The sequence below is a fragment of the Citrobacter sp. LJND-P06 genome (genome assembly GCF_058188415.1).
Window position 1 is genome coordinate 1,471,894 of sequence record NZ_CP187317.1, and the last position, 17,838, is coordinate 1,489,731.

General features: G+C 51.7%; 14 protein-coding genes. 7 read left to right on the plus strand and 7 right to left on the minus strand.

All coding sequences use genetic code 11. The features are described from left to right. Positions 1 to 16: 16 nt before the first annotated feature. Genes glpC through glpA form a run of 3 tightly spaced genes read right to left on the minus strand, consistent with a single transcriptional unit; the run spans position 17 to position 4,081 of the window. Positions 17 to 1,207 (minus strand): anaerobic glycerol-3-phosphate dehydrogenase subunit GlpC, encoded by a 1,191-nt coding sequence (gene glpC / locus ACO7SM_RS07115; protein ID WP_490470250.1) that lies wholly within the window; start codon positions 1,205 to 1,207, stop codon positions 17 to 19. Further along, positions 1,204 to 2,463, minus strand: a complete 1,260-nt coding sequence (gene glpB / locus ACO7SM_RS07120; RefSeq protein ID WP_490470251.1) for a glycerol-3-phosphate dehydrogenase subunit GlpB — start codon at positions 2,461 to 2,463, stop codon at positions 1,204 to 1,206. The genes glpC and glpB overlap by 4 nt, the downstream gene beginning before the upstream one ends. Then, positions 2,453 to 4,081 carry an anaerobic glycerol-3-phosphate dehydrogenase subunit A gene (gene glpA / locus ACO7SM_RS07125; RefSeq protein WP_490470252.1) on the minus strand — a complete coding sequence of 543 codons (1,629 nt, stop codon included), beginning with the start codon at positions 4,079 to 4,081 and terminating at the stop codon, positions 2,453 to 2,455. The genes glpB and glpA overlap by 11 nt, the downstream gene beginning before the upstream one ends. 270 nt (positions 4,082 to 4,351) lie before the next feature. Here glpA and glpT point away from each other — a divergent pair, with 270 nt between their 5' ends. From glpT to inaA, 3 genes are all read left to right on the plus strand, one after another. Next, positions 4,352 to 5,710 (plus strand): glycerol-3-phosphate transporter, encoded by a 1,359-nt coding sequence (gene glpT / locus ACO7SM_RS07130; protein WP_490470253.1) that lies wholly within the window; start codon positions 4,352 to 4,354, stop codon positions 5,708 to 5,710. A 4-nt stretch (positions 5,711 to 5,714) separates the two neighbouring features. After that, the gene (gene glpQ, locus ACO7SM_RS07135; protein WP_490470254.1) at positions 5,715 to 6,791 is read left to right on the plus strand and encodes a glycerophosphodiester phosphodiesterase; all 1,077 of its coding nucleotides are present in this window, start codon (positions 5,715 to 5,717) and stop codon (positions 6,789 to 6,791) included. 285 nt (positions 6,792 to 7,076) lie between these two features. Beyond that, entirely contained in the window at positions 7,077 to 7,727 is a 651-nt protein-coding gene (gene inaA / locus ACO7SM_RS07140) for a lipopolysaccharide kinase InaA (protein WP_490470255.1), read from the plus strand. A 6-nt stretch (positions 7,728 to 7,733) separates the two neighbouring features. Here inaA and yfaE read toward each other — a convergent pair whose 3' ends face one another. From yfaE to ubiG, 4 genes are all read right to left on the minus strand, one after another. Continuing rightward, a complete protein-coding gene (gene yfaE, locus ACO7SM_RS07145; protein ID WP_162379175.1) occupies positions 7,734 to 7,988 on the minus strand; it encodes a class I ribonucleotide reductase maintenance protein YfaE in 255 nt (84 codons plus the stop codon). Further along, on the minus strand, positions 7,988 to 9,118 hold the full coding sequence (gene nrdB / locus ACO7SM_RS07150; RefSeq protein WP_203360599.1) for a class Ia ribonucleoside-diphosphate reductase subunit beta: 1,131 nt from the start codon (positions 9,116 to 9,118) through the stop codon (positions 7,988 to 7,990). The genes yfaE and nrdB overlap by 1 nt, the downstream gene beginning before the upstream one ends. Before the next feature lie 120 nt (positions 9,119 to 9,238). Next, positions 9,239 to 11,524: a class 1a ribonucleoside-diphosphate reductase subunit alpha gene (nrdA, locus tag ACO7SM_RS07155; protein WP_490470256.1), complete on the minus strand. Its 2,286-nt coding sequence runs from the start codon at positions 11,522 to 11,524 to the stop codon at positions 9,239 to 9,241. Between the two features lie 334 nt (positions 11,525 to 11,858). Next, positions 11,859 to 12,587, minus strand: a complete 729-nt coding sequence (ubiG, locus tag ACO7SM_RS07160; protein ID WP_490470257.1) for a bifunctional 2-polyprenyl-6-hydroxyphenol methylase/3-demethylubiquinol 3-O-methyltransferase UbiG — start codon at positions 12,585 to 12,587, stop codon at positions 11,859 to 11,861. Positions 12,588 to 12,744: 157 nt separating this feature from the next. Here ubiG and gyrA point away from each other — a divergent pair, with 157 nt between their 5' ends. The 4 genes from gyrA (at position 12,745) to srlE (ending at position 17,837) form a co-directional block, all read left to right on the plus strand. Continuing rightward, positions 12,745 to 15,402 (plus strand): DNA topoisomerase (ATP-hydrolyzing) subunit A, encoded by a 2,658-nt coding sequence (gyrA, locus tag ACO7SM_RS07165; RefSeq protein ID WP_490470258.1) that lies wholly within the window; start codon positions 12,745 to 12,747, stop codon positions 15,400 to 15,402. Positions 15,403 to 15,913: 511 nt separating this feature from the next. After that, positions 15,914 to 16,435, plus strand: coding sequence for a PTS glucitol/sorbitol transporter subunit IIC (gene srlA / locus ACO7SM_RS07170; protein WP_490470259.1), 522 nt, complete (start codon positions 15,914 to 15,916; stop codon positions 16,433 to 16,435). A 9-nt stretch (positions 16,436 to 16,444) separates the two neighbouring features. Further along, positions 16,445 to 16,843, plus strand: coding sequence for a PTS glucitol/sorbitol transporter subunit IIA (locus ACO7SM_RS07175; protein WP_490470260.1), 399 nt, complete (start codon positions 16,445 to 16,447; stop codon positions 16,841 to 16,843). Beyond that, positions 16,824 to 17,837 (plus strand): PTS glucitol/sorbitol transporter subunit IIB, encoded by a 1,014-nt coding sequence (srlE, locus tag ACO7SM_RS07180; protein WP_490470261.1) that lies wholly within the window; start codon positions 16,824 to 16,826, stop codon positions 17,835 to 17,837. The genes ACO7SM_RS07175 and srlE overlap by 20 nt, the downstream gene beginning before the upstream one ends. The last annotated feature ends 1 nt before the right edge of the window (position 17,838 follow it).

Here is a 17,838-nt window from a genome sequence, read left to right on the forward strand (position 1 = left end):
ATCGGGTAAAACACGATTAACCCAGCGCTTGCGCTAACAGCGTGATCGGATGTTCGCAGCGTTTGCTGGTGGACATCTCGATTTGCCATTTACAGGTTTCGCAGTCGGTGACCACGATATCTGCGCCACTCTCTTCAATCTGCTGAAACAGCGGGGCGCCGATAGACTGCGATGTCGGGTAGTTTTCCTTTTTAAAACCGTATGTCCCGGCAATCCCACAACATTGGGAGTCCAGCACGGTTAACTCCAGACCCGGAATTTTGCGCAGCAACTCCAGCGTGTAGAGCGTCCAGCCCATTTTTTCCATATGGCATGGCGTGTGGTAGACCACTTTCAGCGGTAGCGTTTTCAGCGGCAGGGTTTTCCCTTCATCCAGTTTGCGCCACAGCCAGCGGGTTGCCAGCTCAATATGCTCACGCAAGCCTGTGTTATCCACGTCCAGCACTTCGGGATACTCATCGCGCAGGGCAAAAGTACAGGTTGAAGAGGTGGCAATTACCGGAATGCCTTTCACACCGATGGCTTCGCGCAGCGACTCGACATTGGTGACTGCTTGTTTGCGTGCTTTGTCGGTAAAACCATTGGCGATCAGCGGTACGCCACAGCATTTCTCTTTACTCAGTAACTGCACGCCGGTGCCCATCGCATTGAGCACTTTAATCAAATCCTTACCCAACTGTGGATGGTTGTAGTTAACAAAACAGCCGTGGAAGAAAGCGACCTGATCTTTGTATTGCGATTGTTGCGCCGCCACGCTGCGATACCAGCGACGGAAAGTGCCAAAAGAGTATTTCGGCAATGTGCGGCGATGATCGATTTTCAGCGCATAATCGAGCAACTGACGCACGGGTTTCAGCGATGTGGCGGTATTCACCACTGGCGCGAACGGCGTGGAGACGCTGCCCATCAGGTCGGTATGGCTCAGAATGAAGTTACGCAGCGACGGACGTGTGGTGTCATATTTCGCGCGTGCGCGCTGGATGATATCGCCAATTTTGACGTCCGACGGGCAGGCCACTTCACAACGCTTGCAATTGATGCAGTATTTCAGCGCGTCGTCATACAGCGCACCGTCTTTCAGGCGCAGACGCTCACCGTCCGGCCCGGCCTGTTTGGGGCCAGGATAGCTGGGATTGACCCGACTCACCGGGCACGCGGTAGTGCACACTGTGCATTTGATACAACTTTCAAAACGCGTGTCGCTCATTGCTGGCCTCCTGCACGTTCTGCTATTTGATGAGCGGCATGTAATGCACTGACCGCGCATACGCCGCCGCCACAACCCTGGGCGATAGGATCGAAACCACTGAGCACTGAGCCGACGGCAAACAGGTTCTCTACTGTTTTACCGGCAAGCGATGGCCGAAGCGCGCTATCGGTGGTCACGCCAAATTGTTGCCATGGCTGCGGGTCAAAGAAATCGCGTTGATACCATTCGGCGCGGGTTGCCGTTTGTTGAACATCCAGCCCGAGAATAGGTTCGCGTATGCCATCGCGACCGGCGACCAGACCACTGCTAAAGAAACTGCCGCTGGCGAGTACCGCAAAGCGAGGGCGCAGTGGAATATCGGCATGGTTGCGGGTCCAGATTTCGCTCACGACGCCATTTTTACAGGTCACTTTTTTCACTTCATCACCCGGCATCCAGATCCCGCCCTGGCGCACGAACTGACGCTGCAGTTGGTTGTGCAGACGCATTCCCAGAACGGAAGGCGGCAGGGTGGGAAGGAGCATCAGCGAACAAGGCAACTGTTCATTGAGCCAGCGCCAGAGCGAATCGTCCACCAGCCCGAAGCAGGCTGGCATAATGATCATCTCACCGGATTTGGCGACTGGCAGCAGCGCTTCATACAACAGCGGCCACTTTTCTTTGTTATCCAGCAAACGGGCGATATTCACCGCGCGAAATTCGGTCGGGTTATCGCGCAGGACATCCAGTTCGGGGAGTTCAATTTCTGCGGTTTCTACCTCCAGACCGAGTTGGCGCAAAGAGGCTGCCGCAAGGTGCGCCTGAAAATCCAGCAAGCCGCTTACCCCCACCACACGAATGCGTTGGGCGGCAAGAGGCCATACAGGCACTTCTGGTGAACTGAGCCAGGTTGTGCGCAAGGTGCCCAGCGGTGTGACACGCTGATGCGCTTGCGAAACATCGCCGTGTAAACGGGCGCCGCACGCCTCCAGCAAATCCTGCGCTTGTTGTGCCAGAGTCAGCACATGTTGCGAGCCGATGGTGGAGTAGGGGTGAGCTGGCGCTTGCGCCTGCAATAATTCCAGACCCGTCTTGATATCGGTGACGGGCTGGCCGTCCGGCAACGTGCTCAGGAGATCCAACGAACCGGAGGAAAAATGCAGCGCGCTTTGACCACGGGTGACGATAGCGCAGCGGAGTCCGCTTTTTTGCAGTTGCAGGCCGCACAGTAATCCGGCGAGACCACCGCCCATAATAACCGTATCAAATTTCATTCTGCTGCTCCTTCTCCAGGCCGCATAATCCCTGATAAACCCAGCGGGTAAATTCACTTTCGCGCAGCGCATCACCCCAGGCAATAGGTTGTACCCCTTTCCAGCGTTCATTGAGGAATTCAGAAAGCTGGGTGATGGATTGCGCGGCGGTGGTGACATTAAAACGTTGTAGCAAACCGGCGGCACGACAGGCGCACAGTTCCCCCTGACAGGTTCCCATCCCGACGCGGGTACGGCGACGTAAATCCAGCAGACTGTTGACGGTTAAATTTTCAACCGCGTACTGAACCTCACCGGCAGTGACCGCTTCGCATTCACAGACCAGACTACGATGCTGACGGCCTTCGCTGAGCCATGCTGGCGTACGATCACCGTGGCGATAGACGGCAGAACCGCGCAACGGTGCGGGCAGGGAAATAATGCGGCGTAGCGTATTTTCAGTGGGTTCCTGCGAGCCAGGCAGCGCTGTTTGCGCCGTGACGCAGGGCTGGCTGTTGCCCAGTTTGCGGCAAACGGCGTCGGTTGCCCACTCCGCCATCAGGCGGTAGGTCATCAGCTTCCCGCCGGTAATGGTGATAAAGCCATCCAGTCCATCACGTTCGGCGTGGTCAAACAGCACGATGCCACGGCTGACGTTACGCCCGCTCGGATCATCATCACTGGCGACCAGCGGACGCACACCGGAGTATGCGCGTAAAATGCGCGTTTTCGCCATTATCGGCGCCAGCTTCTCACCTTCGCGCAATAGGATATCAACTTCTTCGGCGGTCACGCGGTTGCTGTCTATCTCGTTGTAATCGATATGCGTCGAGGTCGTACCAATAAGCGAAATGGTATCGCCAGGAACCAGAATATCGGCATCGGACGGTTTACGGCAGCGGTTGATCACATGCTGGTTAATACGGTGATCCATGATCAGCAGTGAGCCTTTCGCCGGGAACATGCGGATACTGAGGTCGGCATACTCGGCGATGCGCTGACCCCAAATGCCGGCGGCGTTTACCACAACCGGCGCGTGCAGAGACTGGGTTTCGCCTGTCAGATGGTTGCGCACGTTGACGCCACATACCGTTGCCCCTTCGCGAATTAACCCGGTCACTTCGTGTGCCGTCAAAATGGTTGCGCCATGCTCTTTCGCATCCAGCATGTTGGCGGCGGTTAAACGGAAAGGATCAACCGTGCCATCCGGCACTTTGACGGCACCGATCAGCGCAGGGTTTACCGCCGGTTCAATGATTCGCGCCTGTTGGGGATCGATCGCCTCAGCGCGGATACCGGCCTCTTCACAGGCGCGAATAAAGGTGGCCTGAAAGGATAATTCATCTTCGGGCAGGGTAATAAAAAGGCCGTCAGTTGGCTCTACGCAATGGCGAGCAATCCTTTTCAGGATCTGATTTTCGCTAATACACTCGCGTGCGGATTCGGCGTCCGTCACCGCGTAACGCGCGCCGCTGTGCAGCAATCCGTGGTTACGGCCTGTTGCACCGGTGGCGATGTCATGGCGCTCTACCAGAATAACGCGCAATCCGCGCAGCGCACAGTCGCGGGCGATCCCTGCACCTGTGGCTCCTCCGCCAATGATAATCACGTCACTTGATTGCGAGTCGCGCGTTTTCATTGTTTTTCCTCATTGTTCGTTTTTTTATCATTTAGCCACATAAAAATCATGGTTTGTTTGATTTCGCGCATAATCGCGCATTATTCGAAAATGAAACGTGATTCCGTGCGCCTTTTTGAACATTTGTCATAATTCCGTAACAATATGTGCTGTAATTCACATTAACGCCATGTATCTTTCCTTAACATCGCGGCCACACTGGGAGCAGAGGGGCTGTTTGAACGAACTGCGGTGTCTATCTCAAACTAAACACGGCCACGGAGGCTATATATGTTAAGTATTTTTAAACCCGCGTCGCACAGTGCGCGTTTGCCAGCGGCGGAGATCGACCCGACGTATCGTCGATTGCGCTGGCAAATATTTTTGGGGATTTTCTTTGGCTACGCTGCGTACTATCTGGTACGTAAAAACTTTGCTCTGGCGATGCCGTATCTGGTCGAGCAGGGCTTTTCCCGTGGCGATCTTGGTTTTGCGTTGTCCGGGATCTCTATCGCTTATGGTTTTTCAAAGTTCATCATGGGGTCAGTTTCTGACCGTTCGAATCCGCGCGTGTTCCTGCCTGCGGGCCTGATTCTGGCGGCGGCAGTGATGTTGTTCATGGGCTTTGTACCGTGGGCAACGTCCAGTATCGCCATTATGTTCGTTCTGTTATTCCTCTGTGGTTGGTTCCAGGGGATGGGATGGCCGCCGTGTGGCCGCACGATGGTGCACTGGTGGTCACAGAAAGAGCGTGGCGGTATTGTTTCCGTCTGGAACTGCGCGCATAACGTGGGCGGCGGTATTCCACCGCTGCTGTTCCTGCTGGGGATGGCCTGGTTTAACGACTGGAAAGCGGCGCTTTACATGCCGGCGTTCGGTGCGATTGTTATCGCCATCTTTGCCTTTGCCATGATGCGCGATACCCCGCAATCCTGTGGCTTACCGCCTATCGAAGAGTACAAAAACGACTACCCGGACGATTACAACGAAAATGCAGAAGAAGAGCTGACGGCGAAGCAAATCTTTATGCAGTACGTGTTGCCGAACAAACTGTTGTGGTACATCGCGATTGCTAACGTGTTTGTATATCTGCTGCGCTACGGCATCCTCGACTGGTCGCCGACCTATCTGAAAGAAGTGAAACATTTCGCGCTGGATAAATCTTCCTGGGCTTATTTCCTTTATGAATATGCCGGTATTCCGGGCACGCTGCTGTGTGGCTGGATGTCGGATAAAGTCTTCCGGGGTAACCGTGGGGCAACCGGCGTATTCTTTATGACGCTGGTGACTATCGCCACTATCGTCTACTGGATGAACCCGGCGGGTAATCCAGGTGTGGATATGGCATGTATGATCGTAATCGGCTTCCTTATCTATGGCCCGGTCATGCTGATTGGTTTGCACGCCCTGGAACTGGCACCGAAAAAAGCGGCAGGTACAGCGGCGGGCTTTACCGGCCTGTTCGGTTATCTGGGTGGCTCCGTGGCGGCGAGCGCCATTGTGGGTTACACCGTTGACTTCTTCGGCTGGGACGGTGGCTTCATGGTGATGATCGGCGGCAGCGTGCTGGCGGTTATTCTTCTCGTGGTGGTGATGATTGGCGAAAAACGTCATCACGAAGAGCTGACGCTGAAACGCAGCGGGAGTTAATCAAATGAAAACGACGCTAAAGAACCTGAGCATGGCGCTGATGATGGCCGGAATGGTGATGGGAAGCAGTGCTATTGCGGCCGACAGCAGCGACAAAATTGTGATCGCGCATCGCGGCGCCAGTGGCTATCTGCCTGAGCATACGCTGCCAGCTAAAGCGATGGCGTATGCGCAAGGCGCAGATTATCTGGAACAAGATCTGGTGATGACCAAAGACGACCGTTTAGTCGTCCTCCATGACCATTATCTTGACCGGGTCACCGATGTTGCCGAACGTTTTCCAGACCGTGCGCGTAAAGACGGTCGTTACTACGCCATCGACTTCACGCTGGATGAAATTAAGTCGCTGAAATTTACCGAAGGCTTCGACATTGAAAACGGTAAGAAAGTGCAGACGTATCCAGGGCGTTTCCCGATGGGTAAATCTGATTTCCGTGTTCATACCTTTGAAGAAGAGATCGAGTTCGTTCAGGGCCTGAATCACTCAACCGGTAAGAACATCGGTATTTATCCGGAAATGAAAGCACCGTGGTTCCATCACCAGGAAGGGAAGGACATCGCGGCGAAGACGCTGGAAGTGCTGAAAAAGTACGGTTACACCGGTAAAAAAGATAATGTGTATTTGCAGTGTTTTGATGTGGCAGAATTGAAGCGCATCAAACATGAGCTGGAACCGAAAATGGGGATGGATCTCAACCTGGTTCAGCTGATTGCGTACACTGACTGGAACGAAACACAGCAGAAACAGGCGGACGGCAGTTGGGTTAATTACAACTACGACTGGATGTTTAAGCCTGGTGCGATGAAGCAAATCGCGGAATATGCTGATGGCATCGGCCCGGACTACCATATGCTGGTTGATGAAAAGTCTAAGAAAGGGAATATCCGGCTGACAGGCATGGTACAGGACGCTCATCAGAATAAGATGGTAGTGCATCCTTTTACCGTTCGTGCTGACCTGCTACCGGACTATGCGACTGACGTAAACCAGCTTTACGACATTCTGTATAACCAGGCCGGTGTTGACGGGTTGTTCACCGACTTCCCGGATAAAGCGGTCATGTTTTTGAATAAAAAATAACGACTCGCGCGGATAGCGCATCGAAACTGCACCCCAAAGGTGGAAAATCCACTGAGTAAGGTGCAGTTTTTTTTACTCAAAGGTGGCTAATGAATTTTCTGAGTTAACCGGAAGGTTATCATCATTTGAAATGCATTCATGTTATGAATGAAATGAACTGTGGCGATGCGCTGGCGTTTTACGCAAAAATCCACCATTCAGCACGAATATCTTAAGATTTACTTAACTTAAACACTTATATTATCGCCTGAAATATTATCGGGTCAGAATAACGGGCGGTAGGGTATGGCAGTGTCAGCAACACACAACGAATTTGAGCGCTGGTGGGCAACGGAAGGCGATTGGGTCGAAGAGCCTAACTACCGTCGTAATGGAATGAGCGGTGTGCAGTGCGTGGAGCGTGATGGCAAAAAAGTCTATGTTAAACGCATGACCCAGCACCTGTTCCACTCTGTCCGTTATCCTTTTGGCCGCCCGACCATTGTTCGTGAAATCGCGGTAATTAAAGAGTTGAAGCGCGCGGGCGTTATCGTGCCTGAGATAATCTTCGGCGAAGCGACAAAAGTAGAGGGTGAATGGCGTGCGCTGCTGGTCACAGAAGACATGGCGGGCTTTGTCAGTATCGCTGACTGGTATTTTCAACATGCCGAGACGCCGTTTCCTGATGATGTGCGTGAAGCCATGTTGAAAGCCGTTGCTGTCGCGTTTAAAAAGATGCACAGCGTGAATCGCCAGCATGGGTGCTGCTACGTTCGTCATATCTACGTGAAAACTGACGGTACGGTTGAAGCCGGTTTCCTTGATCTTGAAAAAAGCCGCCGTCGTTTACGTCGCCATAAAGCGGCTAATCACGATTTTTCACAGCTGGAAAAGTATCTTGATCCGATCCCGAAAGCGGATTGGGAGAAAGTGAAAGCGCATTACTACACGCTGTAACGCGCACTACATTTCAAGTTCGATATCTCCTCTTGCCTTGCAACAGCAGGGCAAGATTTCCCCTGGTTGAACAAAGGCCAGAGGCTCTGCAATCCAGTCGACCTGTCCTGCGACCAGGCGAATTCGGCAGGAACCGCAATAACCTTCCCGGCACTGATACTCAACGTTGACGTTATGCGATTCGAGCGCGGTGAGCAGGGAAGGGTGTTCATCCTGGCACAGCAACTGTGTGCCAGTGATGCGAAGAGTAACGCGTCCCATCAGAGCTGGAAGTTGCTCAGATCGTCGGTGTCGACTTCGGAATCGATCTGCCCGACCAGGTAAGAGCTGACTTCGACTTCCTGCGGCGCCACCTGCACGTTATCAGAAACCAGCCAGGTGTTGATCCAGGGGATCGGATTTGAGCGCGTTTTAAACGGCAGATCCAACCCGACCGCCTGCATACGAATATTGGTGATGTACTCGACGTACTGGCACAGAATATCTTTATTCAGACCGATCATTGAGCCGTCGCGGAACAGATAATCAGCCCACTCTTTCTCCTGCTGCGCGGCTAGCACAAACAGGTCATAGCACTCTTGCTGACACTCCTGGGCAATTTCCGCCATTTCCGGATCGTCGACACCGCTACGTAGCAGATTAAGCATATGCTGTGTTCCGGTCAGATGCAGCGCTTCATCGCGGGCGATCAGGCGAATGATTTTGGCGTTACCTTCCATCAATTTGCGTTCTGCGAAGGCAAAAGAGCAGGCAAAGCTGACATAGAAACGAATGGCTTCCAGGGCGTTAACGCTCATCAGACACAGGTAAAGCTGTTTTTTCAGCGCCCGCAGATTGACGGTCACGGTTTTGCCGTTGACGTTGTGGGTGCCTTCGCCCAGCAAATGCCAGTAGCTGGTCATTTCAATCAATTCATCGTAGTAATGCGAAATGCCTTCCGCACGTTTCTGAATCTGCTCGTTGGTGACGATGTCGTCAAAAACAACGGCCGGTTCGTTAACGATATTACGAATAATATGGGTGTACGAACGAGAGTGGATCGTCTCGGAGAAAGCCCATGTTTCTACCCAGGTTTCCAGCTCAGGAATGGAGATGAGCGGCAGGAGCGCCACGTTTGGGCTGCGTCCCTGGATAGAATCCAGCAATGTCTGATACTTCAGGTTGCTGATGAAAATATGTTTTTCGTGATCGGGTAGGGAGTGGTAGTCGATGCGATCGCGAGACACGTCAACTTCTTCCGGACGCCAGAAAAACGAGAGCTGCTTTTCGATCAACTTTTCGAAGATGTCATATTTTTGCTGATCGTAGCGTGCCACGTTGACCGGCTGACCGAAAAACATCGGCTCTTTGAGCTGGTCGTTTTTCGTCTGTGAAAATGTGGTGTATGCCATTGAAGTGAGTCCTGTAGGAGTGTAATGCCGGGCAGCGCTTCGCTTACCCGGCCTACAACGCCTCGAAATGTTTTGTAGGCCGGATAGGGCGTAAACGCGTTATCCGGCAAAAGACAAAAATTAAATCTTACATGCGCCGCTTTCGCAGCCGTCGTCCTGAATAGAAGGCGCCAGATCGTCCTGCGCATCTTCTGCACCGTCACGCGTGTTGTGATAGTACAGCGTTTTCACGCCAAATTTATAGGCGGTAAGCAGGTCTTTCAACAACTGTTGCATCGGCACTTTGCCTGACGGGAAACGCGTCGGGTCGTAGTTGGTATTGGCAGAAATCGCCTGATCGATAAATTTCTGCATGATGCCAACCAGTTGCAGGTAACCGTCGTTATTCGGCATTTCCCACAACAGCTCATAGGCGTCTTTCAGCGATTCATAATCAGGTACAACCTGGCGCAGAACGCCATCCTTCGAGGCCTTGATGCTGACATGACCGCGCGGCGGCTCAATGCCGTTGGTGGCATTGGAGATCTGCGAAGAAGTCTCGGACGGCATCAACGCTGAAAGCGTGGAGTTACGCAGACCGTGCGTCTTGACGGATTCGCGCAGTGCTTCCCAGTCAAGGTGCAGCGGTTCATTGACCACCGCATCGAGATCTTTCTTATAGGTGTCGATCGGCAGGATCCCTTGCGCGTAGGTGGTTTCGTTAAACCACGGGCAGGCGCCTTGCTCTTTCGCCAGTTCGTTAGAGGCTTTCAGCAGGTAATACTGAATGGCTTCAAACGTTTTGTGAGTCAGGTTATTGGCGCTGCCGTCAGAGTAACGTTTCCCGTTTTTCGCCAGCCAGTAAGCGTAGTTGATAACGCCAATACCGAGAGTACGACGTCCCATCGCACCGCGTTTTGCCGCCGGGATCGGGTAGTCCTGATAGTCCAGCAGCGCATCCAGCGCACGAACGGCCAGCACGGCAAGCTCTTCCAGTTCATCCAGACTATTGATTGCGCCCAGATTGAATGCGGAAAGGGTACACAGCGCAATTTCGCCGTTCTCATCGTTGACGTCAGTCAGCGGCTTGGTCGGCAGTGCGATTTCCAGGCACAGGTTAGACTGGCGTACCGGCGCAACCTGAGGATCAAACGGGCTGTGGGTGTTGCAGTGGTCGACGTTCTGAATATAGATACGGCCCGTAGAAGCACGCTCCTGCATCATCAGGGAGAACAATTCAACGGCTTTAACACGCTGCTTACGGATGCTGTCATCGTTTTCGTATTGCACGTACAGACGCTCGAACTCGTCCTGGTCGGCAAAGAACGCGTCGTACAGGCCGGGAACGTCGGACGGGCTGAACAGCGTGATGTCGCCGCCTTTCAGCAGACGGGTATACATCAGCTTGTTGATCTGTACGCCGTAGTCCATGTGACGCACGCGGTTGCCTTCAACGCCACGGTTGTTTTTCAGCACCAGCAGGCTTTCGACTTCCAGATGCCACATCGGGTAGAACAGCGTTGCCGCACCGCCGCGCACGCCGCCCTGAGAGCAGGACTTCACCGCCGTCTGGAAGTGTTTGTAGAACGGAATGCAGCCAGTGTGGAATGCTTCACCGCCGCGAATCGGGCTACCCAGCGCACGGATGCGACCGGCGTTGATACCGATACCGGCACGCTGGGAAACGTATTTCACAATCGCGCTGGAGGTGGCATTGATGGAGTCCAGGCTGTCGCCGCACTCGATCAGCACACAGGAGCTGAACTGACGCGTTGGGGTACGCACGCCAGACATGATCGGCGTAGGCAGAGAAATTTTGAACGTAGACACCGCGTCGTAAAAACGTTTGACGTATTCGAGACGGGTTTCACGCGGATAGTTAGAGAACAGGCAAGCTGCAACCAGAATATAGAGGAACTGCGCGCTTTCGTAGATTTCACCGGTGACACGGTTTTGTACCAGGTATTTACCTTCCAACTGCTTTACAGCGGCGTAGGAGAAGGTCATATCACGGTCATGCACGATAAACGAATCCATCTGCTTGAACTCTTCTTCCGTGTAGTCTTCCAGCAGATGATTGTCGTATTTACCCATCTCAACCATTTTCGTGACATGGTCGAACAGTTTGGGCGGTTCAAACTCACCATACGCTTTCTTACGCAGATGGAAAATCGCCAGACGCGCAGCCAGATACTGATAATCCGGGGCGTCGCGCGAGATCAGATCCGCAGCAGCCTTGATGATCGTTTCGTGAATGTCGGAGGTCTTAATACCGTCGTAAAATTGAATGTGGGAGCGCAGTTCAACCTGAGAAATCGATACGTTATTCAGTCCTTCTGCCGCCCAATCCAGAACTCGGTGGATTTTGTCGAGATTGATGCGCTCTGTACTACCATCACGCTTTGTCACCAGCAGACTCTGATTCATGTTTTACCTGTCCGTGAAAGAAAAAATATCCCCTGGCTTATCCACTTGTGACTAACTCTGTGGATAAATACTATATATAGGGGTTGGGTGTTAAATGAAACGCTATATGGTGAGTATTCTAGTAGGGATTCTTTTCAGTACAAGAGTTGATTTTGAGGTTAAATTGAGGTTGCAAAAGGGTAAGAAACGCTAAGTGCGCGTCTTATAAGGCCTGGAGGCCATGTCAAGAATTCGCAAAAAAAAATGAAAATTTGATCGAGTGCTGATTTCTTCGGCGAAGAAAAAGATTGCGCCTTATGACACAGCGCAATCTTTATAAGAATAGTTGATGACGTTAGTCGTTTTTTGCCGTTGTATGCAACATGTAGTTAACATCAACGCCCGGGCCTAACTTGAACGAATTGGTGATCGGATTGAAATGCAGCCCGGTCATGTGACGTTCTTTGAGTTCCGTCTGATCCACCCAGCTTAACAGTTCAGCAGGTTTTATAAATTTTTTCACATCGTGCGTACCTTTGGGCACCATGCGCAAAATATACTCAGCGCCCACAACGGCCATTAACCAGGATTTCCCGTTGCGATTAAGCGTAGAGAAAAAGACTTCGCCACCGGGTTTCACTAACTGGGCACATGCCCTGACGACCGATTGCGGATCAGGAACATGCTCAAGCATTTCCATGCAGGTCACGACATCGTACTGATGCGCATGTTTTGCCGCGTGTTCCTCAACGGTTTCCTGCACGTATTCCACCTGGATGCCGCTTTCCAGCGCATGCAACTTTGCCACCTGCAGCGGCTCAAAGCCCATATCGAGACCGGTGACCGTTGCGCCTTCACGCGCCATACTCTCTGCCAGAATGCCCCCGCCACAACCGACATCGAGCACCTTTTTACCAAACAGGCCGCCCGAGCGCTCGGCAATGTAGCCCAGTCGCAAAGGATTAATGCGATGCAGAGGCTTAAATTCTCCCTCAAGATCCCACCAGCGCGACGCGACTGCTTCAAACTTGGCAATTTCTTCATGGTCAACGTTGTGGATTACCGGGGGTTTTTCGGCATTCATGGGTGCTTCTACTCCTTATTTGGCAAGACGAATGAGTATATCAGCCTGACGGGACGAATAAAGCCTCTCGAGGAGCAATCCGTTTACCTGTATTTGTGTGGTTGTGTTATAATTTGCGACCTTTGAATCCGGGAAACAGTAGAGGGATAGCGGTTAGATGAGCGACCTTGCGAGAGAAATTACACCGGTCAACATTGAGGAAGAGCTGAAGAGCTCCTATCTGGATTATGCGATGTCGGTCATTGTTGGCCGTGCGCTTCCTGATGTCCGAGATGGCCTGAAACCGGTACACCGTCGCGTTCTTTACGCCATGAACGTATTGGGCAATGACTGGAACAAAGCCTACAAAAAATCTGCCCGTGTCGTTGGTGACGTAATCGGTAAATACCACCCTCATGGTGATACTGCCGTTTACGACACTATTGTTCGTATGGCGCAGCCATTTTCCTTGCGTTACATGCTGGTTGACGGCCAGGGTAACTTCGGTTCTGTCGATGGCGATTCCGCCGCAGCGATGCGTTATACGGAAATCCGTATGTCGAAAATCGCCCACGAGATAATGGCAGACCTGGAAAAAGAGACGGTGGATTTCGTCGATAACTACGACGGCACCGAAAGAATTCCAGATGTTATGCCGACCAAAATTCCTAACCTGCTGGTGAACGGTTCGTCCGGTATCGCCGTGGGTATGGCGACCAACATCCCGCCACATAACCTGACGGAAGTGATCAACGGTTGCCTGGCGTATATCGACGACGAAGACATCACCGTCGAAGGCCTGATGGAACATATTCCTGGCCCGGACTTCCCGACAGCGGCGATCATCAATGGCCGTCGCGGCATTGAAGAAGCCTATCGTACCGGTCGCGGCAAAGTGTACATCCGCGCACGCGCGGAAGTGGAAGCTGACGCGAAAACCGGTCGCGAAACCATCATCGTTCATGAAATCCCTTACCAGGTGAACAAAGCGCGCCTGATCGAAAAGATTGCTGAACTGGTGAAAGAAAAACGCGTTGAAGGCATCAGCGCGCTGCGTGACGAGTCTGACAAAGACGGGATGCGCATCGTGATTGAAATCAAACGCGATGCGGTCGGGGAAGTGGTGCTGAATAACCTCTACTCCCAGACGCAGTTGCAGGTTTCCTTCGGTATTAACATGGTTGCATTGCACCATGGTCAGCCGAAGATCATGAACCTGAAAGACATTATTTCTGCGTTCGTGCGCCACCGTCGTGAAGTGGTGACTCGCCGTACTATTTTTGAACTGCGTAAAGCCCGCGATCGCGCGCATATCCTCGAAGCACTGGCGATTGCACTGGCGAACATTGACCCGATAATCGAGCTTATCCGTCGTGCGCCAACGCCTGCGGAAGCAAAAGCGGCGTTGATCGCGCGCTCATGGGATCTGGGCAACGTTGCGGCCATGCTGGAACGTGCGGGTGACGATGCGGCGCGTCCTGAATGGCTGGAGCCGGAGTTCGGCGTGCGTGACGGTCAATACTATCTGACCGAACAGCAGGCACAGGCGATTCTGGATCTGCGTTTGCAGAAACTGACCGGCCTTGAGCACGAAAAACTGCTCGATGAGTACAAAGAGCTGCTGGAGCAGATCGCGGAACTGTTGCACATTCTGGGCAGCGCCGACCGTCTGATGGAAGTGATTCGCGAAGAGATGGAATTGATTCGCGAGCAGTTTGGCGATAAGCGTCGTACTGAAATCACCGCCAACAGCGCGGACATCAACCTTGAAGATCTGATCAACCAGGAAGATGTGGTTGTGACGCTGTCTCACCAGGGTTATGTGAAGTATCAGCCGCTTTCTGAGTACGAAGCGCAGCGTCGTGGTGGGAAAGGTAAATCTGCCGCACGTATTAAAGAAGAAGACTTTATTGACCGACTGCTGGTGGCGAATACGCACGATCATATTCTGTGCTTCTCCAGCCGTGGCCGCGTCTACTCCATGAAAGTCTATCAACTGCCGGAAGCGAGTCGTGGTGCGCGTGGTCGTCCGATCGTCAACCTGCTGCCGCTTGAGCAGGATGAACGTATTACCGCGATTCTGCCAGTGACTGAGTTTGAAGAAGGCGTGAAAGTCTTCATGGCGACCGCCAACGGTACGGTGAAGAAAACCGTTCTGACCGAGTTCAATCGTCTGCGTACCGCCGGTAAAGTGGCGATCAAACTGGTCGAAGGCGATGAACTGATTGGCGTGGATCTGACCAGCGGTGATGATGAAGTCATGCTGTTCTCTGCCGAAGGTAAAGTGGTTCGCTTTAAGGAAGCCTCTGTTCGTGCGATGGGTTGCAACACCACCGGTGTTCGCGGTATCCGCTTAGGCGGGAGCGACAAAGTGGTTTCGCTTATCATCCCACGTGGTGAAGGCGCAATCCTGACGGCAACACAAAACGGTTACGGTAAACGTACGGCGGTAGAAGAGTACCCAACCAAGTCGCGTGCGACGAAAGGGGTTATCTCTATCAAAGTCACCGAACGTAACGGTTCTGTTGTCGGTGCGGTGCAGGTCGACGATGCAGATCAGATTATGATGATCACCGATGCCGGTACGCTGGTGCGTACTCGCGTGTCGGAAATCAGCATTGTGGGTCGTAACACCCAGGGCGTTATCCTCATCCGTACTGCGGAAGATGAAAACGTGGTGGGTCTGCAGCGTGTTGCTGAGCCTGTCGATGATGAAGAACTGGATTCTATCGACGGTAGCGCCGCAGAAGGGGACGAAGACATTGCCCCGGAAGTGGAAAGCGATGATGACGTCGCTGACGATGCCGATGACTCTGCGGAAGACGCCGACGAGTAATCCCGTATCTTAAATACGCACTGAAGGGGGGCTTTTGCCCCCCTTTTTTTGTGCACAAAAAACCAGACCCTCCGGGCCTTATCTGCGACAGGTTTGACCTGCGAATTTAAATCGAATAGAACTGACAGACCCTTTCTTTACACGTTATTGGTACACCCTTCCTGGTCAATGCTACTCGCGGTGAAAACAGCGTGTAACTTCCCAATATTGAATAACGCTACATAGTCCATCATGCTGCGCGCGGCAGGCATATCTCATTTATCTATGTATAGTAATACATTATTCAATGAATAATTATTTATATGTGAGAGCGTTCACTGTTTTGTCATCGTTTTACCGCTAACTTTGATCGTGTCAAAAAACATGTCGCTTGGGATGAATATAAACAGGAGATTAGGAAACTATTTAATAAAAACAAACTAATTCTTTAAAGATAAATGCGTTGGCTGCCTTCATCTGTCAGTTTTTCTGACGGATGAAAATACTTATATTTACATATCGGGAGTTAACTATGATAGTTGAAATGGCTGAAGGTTTTATCCATGTTTTTCAAAGCGCCGGGAAGATATTTTCCGGAATGCTTGTCAGCACAATTCCGATGCTGATAACGTTAATTTTGACAGTTAACTTCGCCATGAAGTTAATTGGTCAACGGCGAATGGAAAAAGTCGCCACGTTAATGGGCAAGTCGAAAATACTCACCTATGGAATTTTACCCAGTTTTGCCTGGTTTTTCTTGAGCAGTCCTGGTGCGTTAACGATGGGGAAATTTTTACCTGAGCGCTGTAAACCTGCCTATCAGGATGCTTTAGGGACTACTGTTCACCCATTAACTTCACTATTCCCACATATCGTGCCCTCAGAGCTTTTTATCTGGTTAGGCGTTGCCGCAGGCGTTACCCGGCTTGATCTGCCGGTAGCTGACCTGGCATTACGTTATATCGCGGCGGGTATTCTGCTTGGCTTCATTCGTGGATTTTTAACAGAGTACATCTTCACCCGACTGGAGAAGCGAGAACTTAATCAGAAATAAGGGAATAAAATGAAAGTGTTATTTTCGGCTGACGCAGTAAAGGCTGGAAGAAATGTAGAAGAAGGGCTGCTTAATGGCATGTTGATTACGTTTAATGATCTGGCTCCAGAGGATTACCTCGATTATGTGCTGGTCATTAATAACATCGTTTGCGATGTGCTCCCTTTGCAAGAACATGAAGAATACATTCTGGTTATTAATGGCAATCAATGGGATATAACCTGTTGGGGTGATGCTGCATGGCAAAATTTATGTGAACTCGGTCATGTTACTGTGGTGTTTGATGGGGCAGAAAAACCCATATCATATGGTTCATTACACGTAAATAGTCATTGTTCTCCATCCATTAATGAATTGATTGGCCCATTGATAATAATGAGGAAAACCAATGAAAACTGTTCTGATTAAAAAAGGTCATTCGGGTATTGGCGATGACATGTATTTATATCATGATGCCAGCAAAGTCATTCTTTCCCTTACCGGAAAAACAATTGATCCCGTTGCTAAAACATTAGGCAAAATGCTGGATATGCAGGTCGTTAATGGCTTTGAGGCAATGCCGGATGACAAAAAAATCCTCTGTGTGGTCATTAATTGCGGAGGCTCATTACGTTGCGGCATCTATCCACAAAAAAGAATTAAAACGATCAACGTACTTCCCACGGGGGCAATGGGGCCGCTGGCGAAGCACATCACCGAAGATATCTATATTTCAGATGTCAGTTGCGAATCGATTTCATTGACGGAAACCATCAATCAGCCGATAGGTTCGGATGAACCGGTTGAGCCTTTGCCGGTCAGCGCGGCTGGCGTTTCGGCTGTTGTTGATGAGAGTTCAACTGAACAAAAGGGCGGTTCAGTCACCAATACTGCACTGGCGTTGATGACGAGTTTTGCTACAGGAATCGGCAACTTTGTAAGCCTCCTGTACGCCTCGGCGCGTGAGTCCGTGGAGCTGTGCATTAAAAACGTTATCCCGTTTATGGCCTTTATTTCAGTGTTGATCGCGCTGGTTCAGGAGACGGCGATTGGTCAGTGGACTGGGAATGCGTTGTCGCCGCTTGCAGGGTCAATAACGGGCTTATTCGTGATTGCGATTATCTGTGGTCTGCCCTTTATCTCACCTATTCTGGCACCCGGTGCGGCCATCGCACAGGTTGTTGGTGTGCTGGTGGGAACGCTCATTGGTACTGGGGTGGTGTCTCCACTGATGGCGTTGCCGGCGTTGTTCGCCATTAATGTTCAGGTGGGTGCCGACTTTATTCCTGTTGGGCTCTCCATGCAGGAGGCGAAAGAGAAGACTATTCGGCTTGGTGTTCCGGCTTTCCTGTTATCACGAATGATCACCGCGCCGCTGGCGGTTGCAATTGGCTATCTCTTTTCCTTCGGCTTGTTTGAATAAG